This is a genomic window from Cupriavidus sp. BIC8F (assembly GCF_032465815.1).
Lineage (GTDB): Bacteria > Pseudomonadota > Gammaproteobacteria > Burkholderiales > Burkholderiaceae > Cupriavidus > Cupriavidus necator.
Genome location: NZ_CP136095.1, coordinates 1198013 through 1214115, shown reverse-complemented (window position 1 = coordinate 1214115; position 16103 = coordinate 1198013). Strand labels below are relative to the sequence as shown.

Annotated in this window: 16 protein-coding genes; 8 read left to right on the top strand and 8 right to left on the bottom strand. The window is 65.7% G+C overall.

The genetic code is table 11. The annotated features are described in order from the left end of the window. Nucleotides 1-43: 43 nt before the first annotated feature. The 3 genes from RS901_RS25720 to RS901_RS25710 form a co-directional block, all read right to left on the bottom strand. Complete coding sequence (locus tag RS901_RS25720) at nt 44-1006, bottom strand: tripartite tricarboxylate transporter substrate binding protein (protein WP_316156964.1); 963 nt, start codon at nt 1004-1006, stop codon at nt 44-46. Between the two features lie 126 nt (nt 1007-1132). Next, nucleotides 1133-1798 (bottom strand): RraA family protein, encoded by a 666-nt coding sequence (locus RS901_RS25715; RefSeq protein ID WP_316156963.1) that lies wholly within the window; start codon nt 1796-1798, stop codon nt 1133-1135. A 152-nt stretch (nt 1799-1950) separates the two neighbouring features. Further along, nucleotides 1951-2862, bottom strand: a complete 912-nt coding sequence (locus RS901_RS25710) for a LysR family transcriptional regulator (protein ID WP_316156962.1) — start codon at nt 2860-2862, stop codon at nt 1951-1953. Nucleotides 2863-2967: 105 nt separating this feature from the next. Here RS901_RS25710 and RS901_RS25705 point away from each other — a divergent pair, with 105 nt between their 5' ends. The 4 genes from RS901_RS25705 (at nt 2968) to RS901_RS25690 (ending at nt 6401) form a co-directional block, all read left to right on the top strand. Then, complete coding sequence (locus RS901_RS25705) at nt 2968-3633, top strand: RraA family protein (protein ID WP_316156961.1); 666 nt, start codon at nt 2968-2970, stop codon at nt 3631-3633. Continuing rightward, nucleotides 3630-4292, top strand: a complete 663-nt coding sequence (locus RS901_RS25700) for an RraA family protein (RefSeq protein WP_316156960.1) — start codon at nt 3630-3632, stop codon at nt 4290-4292. Before RS901_RS25705 ends, RS901_RS25700 begins: the two co-directional genes overlap by 4 nt. Continuing rightward, nucleotides 4292-5509, top strand: a complete 1218-nt coding sequence (locus tag RS901_RS25695; RefSeq protein WP_316156959.1) for a pyridoxal phosphate-dependent aminotransferase — start codon at nt 4292-4294, stop codon at nt 5507-5509. Before RS901_RS25700 ends, RS901_RS25695 begins: the two co-directional genes overlap by 1 nt. An 82-nt stretch (nt 5510-5591) precedes the next feature. Then, complete coding sequence (locus tag RS901_RS25690; protein WP_316156958.1) at nt 5592-6401, top strand: alpha/beta hydrolase; 810 nt, start codon at nt 5592-5594, stop codon at nt 6399-6401. A 212-nt stretch (nt 6402-6613) separates the two neighbouring features. Here the strand turns inward: RS901_RS25690 and RS901_RS25685 are convergent, their stop codons facing one another. Together RS901_RS25685 and RS901_RS25680 are read right to left on the bottom strand one after the other, a co-directional pair. Beyond that, a complete protein-coding gene (locus RS901_RS25685; protein ID WP_316157290.1) occupies nt 6614-7114 on the bottom strand; it encodes a DUF6496 domain-containing protein in 501 nt (166 codons plus the stop codon). A gap of 223 nt (nt 7115-7337) precedes the next feature. Next, entirely contained in the window at nt 7338-8240 is a 903-nt protein-coding gene (locus RS901_RS25680; protein ID WP_316156957.1) for a LysR family transcriptional regulator, read from the bottom strand. 129 nt (nt 8241-8369) lie between these two features. On the opposite strand from RS901_RS25680, the gene RS901_RS25675 reads away from it, so the two are divergent. Genes RS901_RS25675 through RS901_RS25660 form a run of 4 tightly spaced genes read left to right on the top strand, consistent with a single transcriptional unit; the run spans nt 8370 to nt 12486 of the window. Further along, the gene (locus RS901_RS25675) at nt 8370-9671 is read left to right on the top strand and encodes an alpha-hydroxy acid oxidase (RefSeq protein ID WP_410054222.1); all 1302 of its coding nucleotides are present in this window, start codon (nt 8370-8372) and stop codon (nt 9669-9671) included. Beyond that, on the top strand, nt 9668-10348 hold the full coding sequence (locus RS901_RS25670; RefSeq protein WP_316156955.1) for an RraA family protein: 681 nt from the start codon (nt 9668-9670) through the stop codon (nt 10346-10348). Before RS901_RS25675 ends, RS901_RS25670 begins: the two co-directional genes overlap by 4 nt. Next, complete coding sequence (locus RS901_RS25665; protein ID WP_316156954.1) at nt 10345-11424, top strand: hydroxyacid dehydrogenase; 1080 nt, start codon at nt 10345-10347, stop codon at nt 11422-11424. The genes RS901_RS25670 and RS901_RS25665 overlap by 4 nt, the downstream gene beginning before the upstream one ends. A 57-nt stretch (nt 11425-11481) precedes the next feature. After that, nucleotides 11482-12486 (top strand): tripartite tricarboxylate transporter substrate binding protein, encoded by a 1005-nt coding sequence (locus tag RS901_RS25660; RefSeq protein WP_316156953.1) that lies wholly within the window; start codon nt 11482-11484, stop codon nt 12484-12486. Nucleotides 12487-12688: 202 nt separating this feature from the next. Here RS901_RS25660 and RS901_RS25655 read toward each other — a convergent pair whose 3' ends face one another. The 3 genes from RS901_RS25655 to RS901_RS25645 all read right to left on the bottom strand — a co-directional run bounded on the left by RS901_RS25655 (nt 12689) and on the right by RS901_RS25645 (nt 16023). Continuing rightward, nucleotides 12689-13849 (bottom strand): acyl-CoA dehydrogenase family protein, encoded by a 1161-nt coding sequence (locus RS901_RS25655; protein ID WP_316156952.1) that lies wholly within the window; start codon nt 13847-13849, stop codon nt 12689-12691. Between the two features lie 25 nt (nt 13850-13874). After that, the gene (locus RS901_RS25650) at nt 13875-14723 is read right to left on the bottom strand and encodes an FAS1-like dehydratase domain-containing protein (RefSeq protein WP_316156950.1); all 849 of its coding nucleotides are present in this window, start codon (nt 14721-14723) and stop codon (nt 13875-13877) included. Between the two features lie 121 nt (nt 14724-14844). Next, entirely contained in the window at nt 14845-16023 is a 1179-nt protein-coding gene (locus RS901_RS25645) for a CaiB/BaiF CoA-transferase family protein (RefSeq protein ID WP_316156949.1), read from the bottom strand. Between the last annotated feature and the right edge of the window lie 80 nt (nt 16024-16103).

Sequence of the window (16103 nt, the reverse complement as noted above, 5' to 3'; positions counted from 1 at the left end):
CCTGCCGCCCTTGGCGCTTCTGGATCGATGCGGACGCGCTGCCTCACTTGCGGAGGTTGGTCTTGGCCACCAGTGCCTTCATCACCGCGTTGTCTGCCGCGATCATCGCCTTGAAGGTCGCCGCGTCGGCATAGGCAATGCCCAGGTTCTGCCGGCGCAGCGCCGCCACGAAGACCGGATCCGCCACCGCCTTGCGGCTGGCGGCCGCAAGGGTTTCGAGCACTTCAGGTGGCGTGCCTTTGGGCGCGGCCAGGCCGCGCCATGTGCCGATCGAGAGGTCGATACCGCGCTCACGCAGCGTCGGAACGCTCTCGAAACCCCTGACACGCTGCTCCGCCATCACCGCGAGCGTCTTCACCTTGCCTGCGGCCACATAGGCCGATACCTCGGCGGGACTGACGGCCACCGCGTCGATATGCCCGCCCATCAACGCCACCAGGGCCGGCGCCGCACCGGAGAACGGCACATGATTGAACCTGACGTGCGCCTTGTCCTCCAGCGCCGTCGCCGCCAGGTGCCAGATCGAGCCGGGGCCGGAATTCCCGACCTGCACCTCCCCCGGGTGCGCCTTGGCGAATTCAAGGAACGCCTCGATGGTGTTCCAGCGCGCGTCGGCCTTGACCGTGATCGCGGACGGATCGGCATTCAGGCGCGCGATCGGCACCAGCTCGGCGGCGTCGAGGGTGGTCGGCCCGAGATGCGGGACGATCACGGCTTCGGCGATGATGATGCCGAGCTTGTAGCCATCTGGCTTGGCGCGGGCCACATCCGTCATGCCGATTGCGCCGCTGGCACCTGGCTTGTTCACCACGATCAGCGGCTGCGGCAGATACTTTCGCATGGCTTCGCTGAAGGCCCGCGCAACCGTGTCAGTACCACCGCCCGCCGCGCTCGGCACCACGAGTTCGACAGGATGATCCGGGTAGGGCGCCGCGGGCGCCTGGCCGACGGCAGCCAGTGAGGCCAGCAGGGCGGCCATGTGAAACAGCTTGCGAGGCAATCGCATCTGTGGCTCTCGATTCAGGGTGGTCGGCAAAGTTGCTTCCATGGGGAAGCCTCGGATACACAACGTGAAAGACCATCGGTGTCAGCAGCCGGCCGGCAGGGGGAACCGTCCCTTGACTTGCCCTGCTTATAGTCCGTGCGGCACAAGGACTTTGTGCAGCCATTCCTGCTCGCGCAGTCCAGTACCGATCTCGGCCTTGATAGCTTTCTCCTTCATAGCAGTAGCCCTTACTGCATCGAGGATTGCACCTGCCTCCGCGGCGGGGAACGACACCACGCCGTCTTCATCGCCGACCACGACATCGCCCGGTGAAATCACCTGGCCGCCCACGGATACTGGCACGTTCATCGCACCTGGCCCAAGCTTGTAGGGGCCACGGTGACTGACCCCGCGAGCATAGCAGGGGAAATCCGCTTCATGGAACGCCGCGGTATCGCGGATGGCGCCATCGAGCACAAAGCCAGCGCAGCCTCTCTGCTGCGCATACAGCATGATGAGTTCGCCCACCAGTGCATTGGTGCAATCGCCACCGCCATCGACCACCAGTACGTGCCCCGGCTGAAGCTCCATCAATGCTTTGTAAATGAGAAGGTTGTCGCCAGGCCTGGCCTTGACGGTAAATGCCGTCCCGACAAGCTTCTTGCCGCGGTGGAAGCGGGTCAATCCGGTCACCCCCGACAACCGTTGCAAGTTGTCACTGATATGCGGGGTAACCACGTCCTGGAGTGCTGCAACAACTCGCGCCGGTGCCAGTTGAGGAGCGGGATTGATAACGAATGCTGAGGCAGCCAAGGTCAGACTCCATTGCCTTAGGGTTTCGCCCTGCTCACGAGAACTTCGCCAGCGGCACATAGGCTTGCACTCTCACCCGCTTGGAGTGTTCTGTAAATTCCGATGAATAGAACGTTTCATTCTGCCAAACCTATTGATTGCGGAATGCTTGACTACCGAGGCATTCCCCGAACCCTTCCAGCCGAGATTGCGGCGATCGCGGCCTCAACCATCGGATTCTCCCGGCTGGTCGACCAGGCCATCGCAGTCGTCACCACCTTGACAGCCTCTTTCAGCGGCTTGACCACGACATTCTCCGGCGCGGCTTTCTTCAGTGAGGCAGGCACCAGCGCAATCCCCTGCCCACATCCGACAAAGGCAATCTGGGACGAGACGCTTCTCACTTCGTGCAGGACACGGGGCGAGAAGCCGGCCTCCCTGCAGGTCATGATGAGGCTGTCATAGTAGACCGGGCTCACGTGCCTGGAGAAGATGACGAAGGCCTCATCCGCCAACGAAGCCAGGCGAATGCGGGGCATCTCGGCCAAGCGGTGCGTCCTCGGCAGGGCAACGGCGAGACGGTCTTCCTTGAGCGGCACGGCTTGGATGGATGCGCCCAGATGCCCTTCGAGCCGGGCAAACGCCAGGTCCACGTCGCCCCTCTCGAGGGCCGGCACGGCCTCCACGCTGTCAATTTCCTTGACGGAGATGGTTAGCTGCGGATGCTGTGCCTTGAGATACTCGATCAGTCCCGGCAACGTATCGACCATGGCCGACGAGATGGCGCCGATGGTCAGCATGCCGCTCTGCCCCTGAACCGCCTCTCTCACCGCCAGTTCGAGCCGCTCCAGTTGCTCGGCGAACTTCTGCACTGCCGGCAGTATCGCGGCACCGACGGGTGTCAGCTTTGCGCCTCGGCGCGACCGCTCAAACAGCTTGACCTTCAGCACACTCTCCAGCGTCTGGATCTGCTCCGTCAGCGGCGGCTGGGACATGCCCAGCCGCTTTGCGGCACGCCCGAAGTGCTCTTCTTCCGCAACCGCCAGGAAGAGCCACAGATGTCGAACCAGTCTGAAGTTGATCATTTCTCTCTGATACGTTGAGCGTATGGAAAGGTTCCAATCTTCGGAATTTACAGATTCAACTGTAGCGCCCAAAGTGAAAGCCTTGCAACCTGAGTCGACCCCAGCATGACAGCCGCCTTGCTTGACCGCCTTGCTTCCCTGGACACGAACACCGTTTCCGATGCGCTCGATTTTCTTGACCTGCCCGGCGCCACCTACGGAATCCGGCCGCTCTGGGACTGCCCGAAGATCGTCGGCCGAGCCAGCACCATCCAGCTCGGACCGAAAGCCGATGCGGAGCCGACAGTACATCTGATTTCCCCCGTCATCGCCGAAGTCCGGAGCGACGACCGCATCCTGGTGATTGCCGGTGGTATCGAGGGCGTGTCCTGCTGGGGCGACATCCTCGCCAACGCGGCGACCGCGAAGAAGATCCGCGGCTCCGTGATCGACGGCGTCAGCCGCGACATCGAGGGCAGCGAATCCATCGGCTACCCGGTCTTCGGCCGCGGCGTGACCATGATCAGCGCGCGCAATCGCGTGGTGCAGGTGGGATCCGGCGAACCAGTGGTCTTTGGCGGCGTCGTCGTGAACCAGGACGACTACGTGATTGCAGACCGCTGCGGCACGGTATTCGTGCCCGCAGCGCGTATCGAGGAAGTGCTGGACCTGGGCGAGCGCATCGCCCGCCGCCAGGACGGCATGGTCCAGGCTGTACGTGCCGGCCGCTCGGTGGCCGAAGTCATGCACGACAAGGAATTCGAAGCCATCAACGCAAAGGAAGCAAAATGAGCGCGCTGGACAAGGAACTGGTTGCCCTGTTCGAGGGCCTGGATACGCCGGGCGTCTCTGACGCCATGGACAAGCTCGGGCTGCCGGGCCAGTGCCTGGGCATTGCGCCGCTGGACAACTACCGCAAGACCGTGGTCGGGCCAGCCTACACGGTCAGGTATGTGTCGGCAAGCACGCCGCCGGGCACGGTCGGGGACTTCATTGACGATGTGGCCGCCGGCGACGTGGTGGTCATCGACAACGACAGCCGCACCGACTGCACGGTCTGGGGCGACATCATGACGCAATACGCCGGCGCCCGCGGCATTGCCGGCACCGTGATCGACGGCGTTTGCCGCGACGTCTCCAGGGCATTGGGCGACGGCTATCCCCTCTTCACGCGCGGGCGCTTCATGCGCACCGGCAAGGACCGGGTCCAGGTCGAAGCCGTCAACACCCCGGTCTCGATCGGCACCGCCCGCGTTTGTCCGCGCGACATCGTGGTGGCCGATGCCAACGGCGTCGTGGTGGTGCCGCGCGAACGCGCGCGTGAAGTCGCCGAACTGGCACGGAAGATCGAGGCGGTCGAGTCAACGATCCGCGAGCACATCGCCGGCGGCAAGACGCTGGGCGAAGCGCGTGAGGCCCTTGGTTATCACACCCTGCAGAGGAAAGCGTGATGCAGCCCGACCTTGCACGACTGAACGTCAACCTGGCCAGCGCGCAGGCTTCGGCGACTTACAAGATCATGGATCGCGTGGCGGCGCGGCGAGCCGCCGGCGCGCGAATCATTTCGCTGAGCGCCGGCGAACCCGATTTCGACACCCCGGCACATGTCTGTGACGCCGCGATCGAAGCGATCCGTGCGGGCCATACGCGCTACACGCAAGTGGCAGGCATGCGCCCGCTGCGCGAGGCGATTGCCGCCAAGTTCCAGGGCGAGAATGGCCTTGACGTGGGCTGGCAGGACACCATCGTCTGCACCGGCGGCAAGCAGGTGATCTACAACGCCTTGTCGGCGACGCTGAATGCCGGGGACGAAGTGATCGTGCCAGCGCCTTACTGGGTCAGCTACCCGGAGATGGTCCAGCTGTCCGGGGCAGTTCCCGTCATCGTGTCGTGTGGCGCGGATGTCGGCTTCAAGCTGACGCCCGACGCGCTGGCCCGCGCCATCACCCCCCGGACGCGCTGGCTCATCCTGAATTCGCCATCGAATCCTACCGGCGCTGTCTACACGCGGGATGAACTGGCGGCGCTGGCAGAGGTCCTGCTGGACCACCCGCATGTGCTGGTGCTGTCGGACGATATCTACGAGCACCTGACCTTCGACAGTGCCGGCTTCCATACCATCGCGGCGGTGGCACCGCGCCTTGCCTCGCGCACGCTGACCATGAACGGCGTGTCCAAGGCCTACGCCATGACTGGCTGGCGCATCGGCTTCGGCACCGGACCGCGCTGGCTGCTGGAAGCGATGGAGAAGGTCCAGGGCCAGCAGACCTCCGGCGCCTCCTCGATCTCCCAGCATGCCGCACTGGCCGCGCTGAACGGGCCGAAGGACTTCATCCGGGGGTCACGTGCCGTGTTCAAGGAACGCCGCAACCTGATGGTCAGCATGCTCAACGAGACCCCGGGGCTGGCATGCCCGGTGCCTGCGGGCGCGTTCTACGCATTCGCATCGTGCGGAGGCATCCTGGGTCGACGCACGGCCGCAGGTACCTTGCTGGCCACCGACGAGGATGTCGCCGGAGCGCTGCTGGATGAAGCCAATGTGGCGGTCGTGCATGGCAGCGCGTTCGGGCTGGGCCCGTATATCCGCATTGCCTATGCCCTCGACACCGAGTCGCTGCGCCAGGCGTGTCAGGCAATCCGGCAGTTCTGCCTGTCACTAAAGGACTAGGCAGCCTTTACGCCAACCAGCCAGGCCGGCACGATCGTCACAGCCTGCCCCCTGTTCCCATCTGCCCGCCGAGGTCACCAGCGTGTCATTGCCAACAGCACTCATCAAGCAACGCCTGCCCTTATCCGTGGATGGCGTCAGCATCGACCTGTCCTGCCTGCGTTCGGTGGGCAAAGGTCCTCCCATTGTCTTCCTGCATGGCTTCGGATCGACCAAGGAGGACTATGCGGACGTCGTACTGCATCCCCGGCTCGCGCACCGCGCGATCATCGCGTACGACGCGCCCGGCTGCGGGGAAACGGCCTGCGAAGACCTGTCGCGGGTTTCGATTCCCTTCCTTGTCGATATCGCCCTCGCCGTGCTGGACCACTACGGTGTCCAGCGCTTTCAACTGGTCGGGCATTCCATGGGCGGGCTGACGGCCCTCATGCTGGCTCATCGCGTCCCGGACCGGGTCCTCAGTTTCATCGACATTGAAGGCAATGTGGCGCCGGAGGACTGCTTCCTGAGCCGGCAGATCATCTCGCACCGCACGGATGACGCCGAAGCCTTCTTTGCGGACTTCATTGACCGTACCTGGCAGTCCCCCTACTTTTCCAGTCCGCTGTATGCGGCGAGCCTGCGGCACAAGGTTCGCGCTGACGCGGTTCGAGGCATCTTCGAATCCATGGTGGCATTGGCCGATCACGGCGACCTGATGACGAAGTTCCTGGGACTGCCCTGCCCGCGGATGTTCATGTATGGCGAGCAGAACGCTACGCTGTCCTACCTGGAACTGCTGCAGCGCAACGGCGTAGAACTCGCTGAGATTCCGCGATGCGGGCATTTCCCGATGTATTCGAACCCGCCAGTGATGTGGGAACGGATTTCGGAATTTCTCGCCCCGCCATGAAGCCCCGCCGCCGCCGGCCGTCAGTGTCATCGCTGCGCTCGCGTGCAGCGAAGCCGACAGCTTGAACTGCTCGGCGCACTTGCCCATGTCAGCCCCCCAACAGTTGTCTCCAACTTCCGGGGGGCGGTTCACTTGCGGGAGGGGGAGCACCCAAACGGTGATTCAAGACCCGCGGCTCCGCAACGGATGTGCGGGCCTGTAAGGCAGCGGCGCTAACGCGCTGACTCCTTCCTTGCCGCACGCGTGCGAGCGGCCTTGCGGGCCGCTTCGGAGCGACCGGCAGCACCCTTGGTGCTCGCAGCCTTCTTCGCCGCAGCCGAGCGATCGGTCGCGGTGCGCTTGCTTGCCGCGCTCTTTGCCTGGGCAGACAGCGCCTTGGGAGAAGCGCCGGCAGTGCTCTCGCGCTTGAGTGCCTTGAGCGCAGCCTGGGAGCGCTTGGCCGTGCTCTCTGAACTCGCACGTCGCGGCGCAGCCTTGGCGGCGGCGGACTTGGTTTCCGCCTTGGTCGCGCCCTTCTTCGGCGGTACGTCGACGCCCGCGCGGCGCGCCTCCGACAAGCCGATCGCTATGGCCTGCTTGGCCGAGCGCACGCCGTGCTTACCTTTTCGCACGGCTTCGATTTCGTCGTGAACGAAATGGCCGGCCTGGGTGGTCGGCGACTTGCCTGCTCTCTTGTCTGCCCTGGCTTGGGCTATGCTCGATGCCCTTGGCATGGTCGTCTCCATGACAGCCGCGGTCATCCGGCATGGGCCATGGCAGATGCATGTCCCGCGGCGCTGTTCAGGGCCCGCCATCTGCCGGCGGGTTGATGATATCCACGCAAATGCCGTTCCAGGCTTGCCGTCCGTGCACCCACCGCCACTCACAGAGACGGCCGAAGTACTGACGTGTGAGAAATCTGCGCACCATGAGACGAATTTACTCTGCGAGACCGGTCTACACCAGGCAACGCGGCGCCTGGAATTCGATCACGTCCTTGATGACGTCGCGCATTTCCGTGATCAGCAGGCGCGCGTCGTCGCGACGCCATTGCACGACATAGTGCAGCGGTTCCAGCGCGCCGCCCTTCTTCAGGATCTGCAACACCCCGCGCGCTTCCAGCGCTTCGGCCCATTGCCTGGGCATGAAGGCGAAGCCCAGTCCCTCCGCCACCATGCCGGCCACGGCGCCCCAGCTGTTGCACACCAGGCGACGGTTGACCGCCATGCCACGGGTGGCCAGCCACTGGTCGAGCACCCGGGTGCCGCCCGCGCCGACCGGCAGAGACAGCAGCAATTGCTCCGCCATCAGCCGCCGCGGATCGTCGGTGCCGGTCTGGCCGATAAAAGACTCGCTCGCGACCCAGACAAAGTCGACCTGCGCGATCCGTTCCGACGCGAGGCTGCTGCGCGATGACGGCCCGGCGATCACCGCGAGGTCGAGTTCGCCATCTTCCAGGCGCTGCTCCAGCACCTGACCGATATCGACGTAGGGCTCGAGCTGAAGCTCGGGGTGCCGGATGGCCGTCTGCCGTACCAGCCGGGGCAGCCAGGTCAGGCCGCTCAGTTCGCCCAAGCCCACGCGGCAACGGCCTTGCAGGCCACGGCTCTGCCCCGCTGACTGCTGCAGCTCGGCGGCGACCCGCAGCAGTTCGCGGATACGCGGCAGCATCTGCTCGCCCTGCGCCGTCAGCTCGGCGCGGCGGCCGCTTCGGTCGAACAGCTGCACGCCGAGGGAGGTTTCGAGCTCGGCCACCCGCTTGGACAGCGACGACACCGACAGGTGGCAGCGCTCAGCGGCTACCGAGAAATTGAGGCAGGTCGCGGCCCAGTAGAAGGCTTCCAGTTGCTTGAGGGTCATGGGATCCGCGCCGCGGCAATTATTAGTTTCCTAAAAGCGAAATTATACCTTCGTTATTTTTCGCTTTTTTCGATCCCTTGCGGTTGCTAGATTGAAGCCTGGTCGTCGCCCTGGCTCCCTATATCGATCATGTCAGCTCTCCATGCCCCTGCTGCGGACAACGCCGCTGACCGCGCCACAGATGCCGTCAACACCGCTTCCGCACCGCGCGTGACGACCGCAACCGCAAGCGGCGCAGGTACCCTGCGCAGCCAAGTGCTTTCGCTGAACGACCTTGAACCGCTCGCCCGCCGCCGCCTGCCCCGGCCGCTGTACGCCTATGTCAGCGGCGCGGTGGAGGACAGCGTCTCGCTGGCGCAAAACCGCCACGCCTTCGCCGAGATCTCGCTGCGGCCGCGCGTGCTTGCCGGCGTGGCCACGCGCGAACTGGGCTTCGAGCTGTTCGGCCGGCGCTATGCCGCCCCGTTCGGCGTTGCGCCCATGGGCATTGCCGCGCTGTTCGCTTACCGCGGCGATATCGTGCTGGCGCAGGCCGCGCAGCAGGCCGCGGTACCGGCGATCATGAGCGGGTCATCGCTGATCCGGCTGGAAGAAGTGATGGCAGCCGCGCCCGGCACCTGGTTCCAGGCCTACCTGCCCGGCGACATGGCGCAGATCGACGGGCTGTTGTCGCGCGTCGACGCGGCAGGCGTCGGGACGCTGGTGATCACCGTCGATACGCCCGTTGCGGGCAATCGCGAGAACAACGTGCGCGCCGGCTTCTCGACGCCGCTGCGCCCGAGCGCGAGCCTGGCATGGCAAGGCATCACGCATCCGCGCTGGCTGCTCGGCACCTTTGCGCGCACGCTGCTGCGGCACGGCATGCCGCATTTCGAGAACGCCTATGCGCACCGCGGCGCGCCCATCCTGTCGTCGCGCGTGCTGCGCGACTTCTCCGACCGCGCGCATTTCACCTGGACGCACCTTGAAGCCATCCGCCGGCGCTGGAAAGGCACGCTGGTGGTCAAGGGCATCCTGACCGCGGAAGACGCGCTGCTAGCGCGCCGCCACGGCGTCGACGGGATCATCGTCTCGAACCACGGCGGCCGGCAACTGGACGGCGCCATCGCACCGCTGCGCGTCCTGCCCGAGATCGTGCACGCCGTGCCCGACCTGCCGGTGATGCTCGACAGCGGCGTACGCCGCGGCACCGACGTGATCAAGGCGCTCGCGCTCGGCGCGCGTTGCGTCTTCGTCGGCCGGCCGTTCGCCTATGCGGCGACTGTGGGGTCCACCCCCGGCGTGGCGCACGCCATCGACTTGTTGCAGGCCGAGATCTCACGCGATATGGCGATGCTCGGCCTGTCCCGGCTGGCAGATATCGGCCCTGCCTGCATCCGGCTTGCCGCTTCACTACCCCACATGCCCCCTCACCCGGAGACTTATCGATGAGCACGCTTCACGGCTTCCGCATCCACCCCAAGCCGGCGCCGACCGTCAGCAACGCGCTGCTGGAACGCTACCGCAGCTTCCCGGTGGCCAATGTCAGCGACGCAATGAGCCGCACCGTCGGCACCACGCGGCTGCGGCCCTATCACCGACGCGATGGCGTCATGGCCGGCCGCGCCCTCACCGTGCGCACGCGCCCGGGCGACAACCTGATGGTGCACAAGGCCCTCGACCTCTGCGGCCCCGGCGACGTGATCGTGGTCGATGCGGGCGGCACCGGTCCCAATGCCATCATCGGCGAGATCATGCTGGCGCTGGCGATCGCGCGCGGCGCAGCGGGCTTCGTCATCGACGGCCTGATCCGCGACAGCGACACCATTGGCAAGGAAACGCTGCCTGTGTATGCGCGGGGGGTCTCGCACCGCGGTCCTTACAAGGACGGTCCCGGCGAATTGCATGTGCCCGTCTGCATCGACGGCATGGTGGTGCGCCCCGGTGACCTGGTGCTGGGCGATGGCGACGGCCTGCTGGTCGTTGCGGCCGAAGACGCCGAGGAAATCGCCGCGCGCGTGGAGAACGTACAACGCACCGAAGCAGCGGTGCTCGAATCGATCGCGCAAGGTCGCGCCGATCGGAGCTGGGTCGAGCGCACGCTGCGCGAAAAGGGGGTGGTCGTATGAACGCGCCCGTCCTGCCGATGCCTGCCGCCGGCACGGTGGTCCGTTTCGACCACTGGCTGGACGCGGCCTTTGACCGCATCATTACGGCCACGCCAGGCCTGACGCTGCACACCTGCGCCCGCGAAGGCGCCGACGCCGCCGCCTGGGACCGGCTGTCCGGCGCCCATGTCTACCAGATCTCGGCCGCCAAGGACGAGATCCCGCGCCGCTGGTTCGCCGACGCCGCGCTGCTGGCGCGCTGCCCGGACCTGCTGGCGGTGTCGTCCAGCGGCTCCGGCTGCGACACCATCGACATCGATGCCTGCACCGAAGCAGGCGTCGCGGTGCTCAACCAGGCCGGTGGCAATGCCGACTCGGTGGCGGAGATGACGCTGGGCCTGATACTCGCGGTACTGCGCCGCATCGCCGAATCCGACCGCAGCCTGCGCGCGCACAACTGCGAGAGCCGTGAGGACCTGATGGGCCACGAACTGCGCGGCCGCACGCTCGGCCTGGTCGGCGTGGGCCACGCCGGCCGCCGCGTCGCCGCACTCGGCCGCGCCTTCGGCATGCGCGTGATCGGCTGCGACCCAGCGCTGGATGCGGCGGAGCTGTCCGCACGCGGCGCACAGGCCGTGTCCTTCGAGGAATTGCTGGGCAGTGCCGACGTCGTCTCGCTGCATTGCCCGCGCGACGCCACCACGCTACGCATGATGGATGGCGCCGCCTTTGCCGCGATGCGGCCGGGCAGCATCTTCGTCAGCACCGCGCGCGGCGGCATCCACGATGAGGGCGCGCTGCATGCGGCACTGGCCAGCGGCCATCTTGCCGGCGCCGGTCTGGACGTGTGGGACCAGGAGCCGCCACCACGCGCCCACCCCTTGCTCGGGCTGGACAACGTCGTCGCCACCTTCCACACCGCCGGCGTCACGCACGAAGCGCGGCGCAGGAACGCCGAGCTGGCCGCCACCCAGATCGTCACGCTGCTGGCCAGTGGCGAGCGGCCGGAGCGGCTGGTCAACCCCGAAGTCTGGCCGCGAGCACGCCTGCGCATTGCGGCGGCGATGCGGGCGCCAGTGTCAACGGTCACGCCGTAGCGAAGCACTCATCATCGAAGACATGCCGGCAACGAGACCGGCGAGGAGACACTTACCATGCACCCGACCCTAAACCAAGGGCGCCGGAGCTTCCCGCTTCGGCTTGCTGGCGCGCTCGCACTGGCGTGCGGCCTCGCCGCCACGGCCGGCGCCAGGGCAGAGGCGCCCTATCCCAACCGTCCTGTCCAGATGATCGTGGCCTACGGTCCCGGGGGCGGGACGGACCTGGTGGCACGCCTGCTGGCCCGCCACCTCGAGAAGCAACTCGGCGGTGCCACCGTGGTGGTGCAGAACAAGCCCGGCGCGGGCGGCGCCATCGGCTTCGCTGAACTGGCACGGTCCGCGCCGGACGGCTACACCATCGGCTTTATCAACACGCCGAACCTGCTGACCATTCCCATCGAGCGCAAGACCACCTTCACCTGGCGCAGCTACGACCTGATCGGCAACCTGGTCGACGATCCGGGCGGCTTCACGGTACACAACGGCAATCGCATTGACTCGCTGGCCGCGCTGGTGCGCCATGCCAAGGCGCATCCTGGAGAGGTGTCAGTCGGCACCACCGGCGTCGGCTCGGACGACCACCTTGCCATGCTGCTGTTCGAGAAGGCTGCGGGGGTCAAGCTGACCCATGTCGGCTACAAGGGCGCAGGCGACGTCCGCGCGGCGCTGGTCGGGCAGCAGCTCACCATCGGTGCCATCAACGTGGGCGAAGCGCTGCAGTACCAGAAAGGCGGCTCGCCGATCAAGTTCATTGGCCAGATGGGCGCAACACGGGCAGCACTGGCCCCGAACGTGCCCACCTTCCGCGAACAGGGCTTCGACATCGAGCTGGCTTCGCTGCGCGGCCTGGCGGCGCCCAAGGGCCTGCCTGAACCGGTCAGGAAGAAACTGGTGGAGGCGATGGCGCGCGTGGTCGCGGATCCGCAGTTCCGCCAGCAGGCCGAAGCGATGTATGCGCCGTTGCGCTACCTTGCGCCGGCAGCCTACAGCGCCGAACTGGAGCGGGCCGAGGCGGGCTTTCGTCAACTGTGGAAAGAGATGCCGTGGCAGGAGAACTGAGCTTGCCGCAAACGCTGAGCATATAGGCAGGCCAGGGCCGGGGTGATGGGGCAGTCCGTGGCACACCCCGCCGGGCGGCTGACTTCGTGACATCCCTGGCCCTCACCCCGCCCCTCTCCCGCAAGCGGGAGAGGGTGCACACAATCGGTAATGCGGACTCCGTGAGGGGTCACGAGCGGCCAGAGACCACGGAAGCAAAACCTCAGAACGACCGCGGCATCCCCAGGATATGCTCGCCGACGTAGGAGAGAATCAGGTTGGTCGAAATCGGCGCCACTTGGTAGAGGCGGGTTTCTCGGAACTTGCGCTCGACATCGTACTCCGCCGCGAAGCCAAAGCCGCCGTGATACTGCAGGCAGGCATTGGCCGCTTCCCACGACGCATCTGCGGCCAGCAGCTTCGCCATGTTGGCTTCGGCGCCGCACGGCTGGTGCGCATCGAACAGCTTCGCCGCCTTGAACCGCATCAGGTTGGCGGCTTCCACATTGACGAAGGCCTTGGCGATGGGGAACTGCACGCCCTGGTTCTGTCCGATCGGCCGGCCGAAGACGATGCGCTCGTTCACGTACTTGGTCACCTTGTCAATAAACCAGTAGCCGTCGCCGATGCACTCGGCGGCGATCAGCGTGCGCTCGGCGTTGAGGCCGTCGAGGATGTACTTGAAGCCCTTGCCTTCCTCGCCGATCAGGTTCTCCGCCGGGATTTCCAGGTTGTCGAAGAACAGCTCATTGGTCTCGTGGTTGACCATGTTGAGGATGGGCTGCACCGTCAGGCCCTTGCCGATGGCCTCGCGCAGGTCCACCAGGAAGATCGACATGCCTTCCGACTTCTTCTTGCACTCGGCCAGCGGCGTGGTGCGGGCCAGCAGGATCATCAGGTCCGAATGCTGGACGCGCGAGATCCACACCTTCTGGCCGTTGACGACATACTTGTCGCCCTTGCGCACGGCGGTGGTCTTGATCTTGGTCGTGTCGGTGCCCGTGGTCGGCTCGGTCACGGCCATCGATTGCAGGCGCAGTTCGCCGCTGGCGATCTTGGGCAGGTACAGCTTCTTCTGCTCGGCCGAGCCATGGCGCAGCAGCGTGCCCATGTTGTACATCTGGCCGTGGCAGGCGCCAGAGTTGCCGCCGGCACGGTTGATTTCTTCCATGATGACGGACGCCTGGGTCAGGCCCAGGCCCGAGCCGCCATACTCCTCCGGGATCAGCGCTGCCAGCCAGCCGGCCGCAGTCAGCGCATTCACGAACTCTTCAGGGTAGCCGCGGACCTCGTCAATCTTGCGGAAGTACTCCGACGAGAACTGGCCGCACAGATCGCGCACGGCTTCACGGATTTCCTGGTATTCATCGATTCTGTTCTGCACAGCCTGGTCTCCAACAACTTTGGGGTTAGTTCAGTTCAGCGGTCGCGCTCATCGCGAGGGCGCCGTCTTCATGGCGGATCCACAGCTCGACGGTCTTGCCGACCTGGTTGCGCTTGCCGCAGACAAAAATGCGCTGGGGCACGAAGGTCGGCCGCACGCCCCGGAACGAGAAGCTCTTGACCACTGCATCCGGCAGGTTCTTGCGCACCAGCTCGAGCAGCAGCATCGCCTGCAGCGGGCCGTGGACGATCAGGTCCGGGTAGTGCTCGACTGCGGTCACGTACTGCTTGTCGTAGTGGATGCGATGGCCGTTGAAGGTCAGCGCGGAGAAGCGGAACAGCAGGACGGGATCCGTCGCCACCTCATGCACCCATTCTTCGCCCGTCGGCGCCGGAACCGGTTCCGGTGCAGGCGCATTCGGCGTTGCGTTCTCGCGGTAGACGATGTCGTGTTCTTCAGTCACCGCGAGCCCGTTGGCACCGGAATACTTGTGCTCGACCGTCACGAAGGCGAGCGAGCCGCTGCGGCCGCTCTTCGCACTCACATCGAGAATGCGCGAGACCTTGGTCGCAGCATCGCCGATGCGCAGCGGCTGGTGGAACCAGAGGCGGCCGCCGGCCCACATGCGTCGCGGCAGCGGCACTGGCGGCAGGAAGCCGCCGCGGCTGGCATGGCCGTCCGGACCCAGCTCGGACTGCCGGTGCAGCGGCAGGAAATAGAGCCAGTGCCAGAGCGGCGCAATGGCATCTCCGTGAACGGGTGCCCGGTGATCGTAGTCCAGGGTCGCTGCGAGCGCCTTGACGGGATATGCCGTGATCTCGTCCTGGCTTTCCGCCGTCCTGCCAATCCATTCCTTGAGCTTCACAACGTCCATCACATCTCTCTGGTCTGATTGCCTGGCTTCCACTATGCACGGTGCAGGAGCCGCTTCCAATTCGAAACTTCGGAACGAGCCATTCGCTTGGACGGAAAGCACGCGCCCTTCCGGAATGAGGTCAGATGGCGCCTTCCGTGCGCAGCCGCGATACGTCGTCGCCGGTGTAGCCGAGCTCGCGCAGGATGTGCTCGCTGTGTTCACCCAGCGCCGGGATGGCGTCCATGCGCGGCTCGAAGGCATTCGGCATGCCGGGCGGCAGCAGTGCCGGGATCACGCCCACGGGAGAGCGGACCGATGTCCAGCGCTCGCGTGCCTTGAGTTGCGGGTGGTTCCAGACATCGCGCATATCGTTCATGCGGGCGTTGGCGATCTGGGCGCGCTCCAGCCGCTCGACCACCTGGTCGATGTCGAGCGCGGCGAAGACGTCGGTGATGATCTGCGTGAGCTCGACGCGGCTCCTGGCGCGCAGGGAGTTGGTGACGAAGCGCTCGTCGCTCGTCAGCTCCGGCCGTTCCAGCACCACCCGGCAGAAGGTCTCCCACTCGCGCTCATTCTGCAGGCCGAGAATGATGGTCTTGCCATCGCCTGCCGTGAACGGGCCATAAGGGAAGATGGTCGCGTGCGAGGCGCCCGCGCGCGGCGGCGGCGTGGCGCCGTCGAAGGCGTAGTAGAGCGGATAGCTCATCCACTCGACCATGCTTTCCAGCATCGATACGTCGATATGGGCGCCCTTGCCCGTCTTGCCGCGCTGCAGCAGCGCCGCCAGGATATTGGTGTAGGCGTACATGCCGGCGGCGATATCCGCGATCGAGCAGCCTGCCTTGGACGGGCTTTCCGGGGTGCCCGTGATCGAGACGAAGCCGGACTCCGCCTGGATCAGCAGGTCGTAGGCCTTCTTGTCCCGGTACGGGCCGTCGTTGCCATAGCCAGAGATGTCGCAGACAACGATGCCGGGATAGCGCCGGGACAGCGCTTCATATGACAGCCCGAGCCGGTCGGCGGCGCCCGGCGCCAGGTTCTGCACCAGCACATCCGCCTGGTCCAGGATCTTCTGCAGGATGGCGGGCGCCTCCTGGTGCTTCAGGTCCAGCGCCAGGCTTTCCTTCGAACGGTTGGTCCAGGCAAAGTGCGACGACATGCCGTCCACTCTTTCGTCATAGCCGCGGGCAAAGTCGCCGACCTTGGGCCGCTCGATCTTGATCACGCGCGCGCCCAGGTCCGCGAGCTGGCGGGTGCAGAATGGCGCAGCGATTGCATGCTCCAGGGAAACCACGGTAATGCCATCGAGGGGACGCATAGCAGCCTTTTCGGGGGGAAGGATTGCGTTCGGACTGCCATGGCGGCAACGAACGACTGGGATTCGGTCGGCGATGCGGT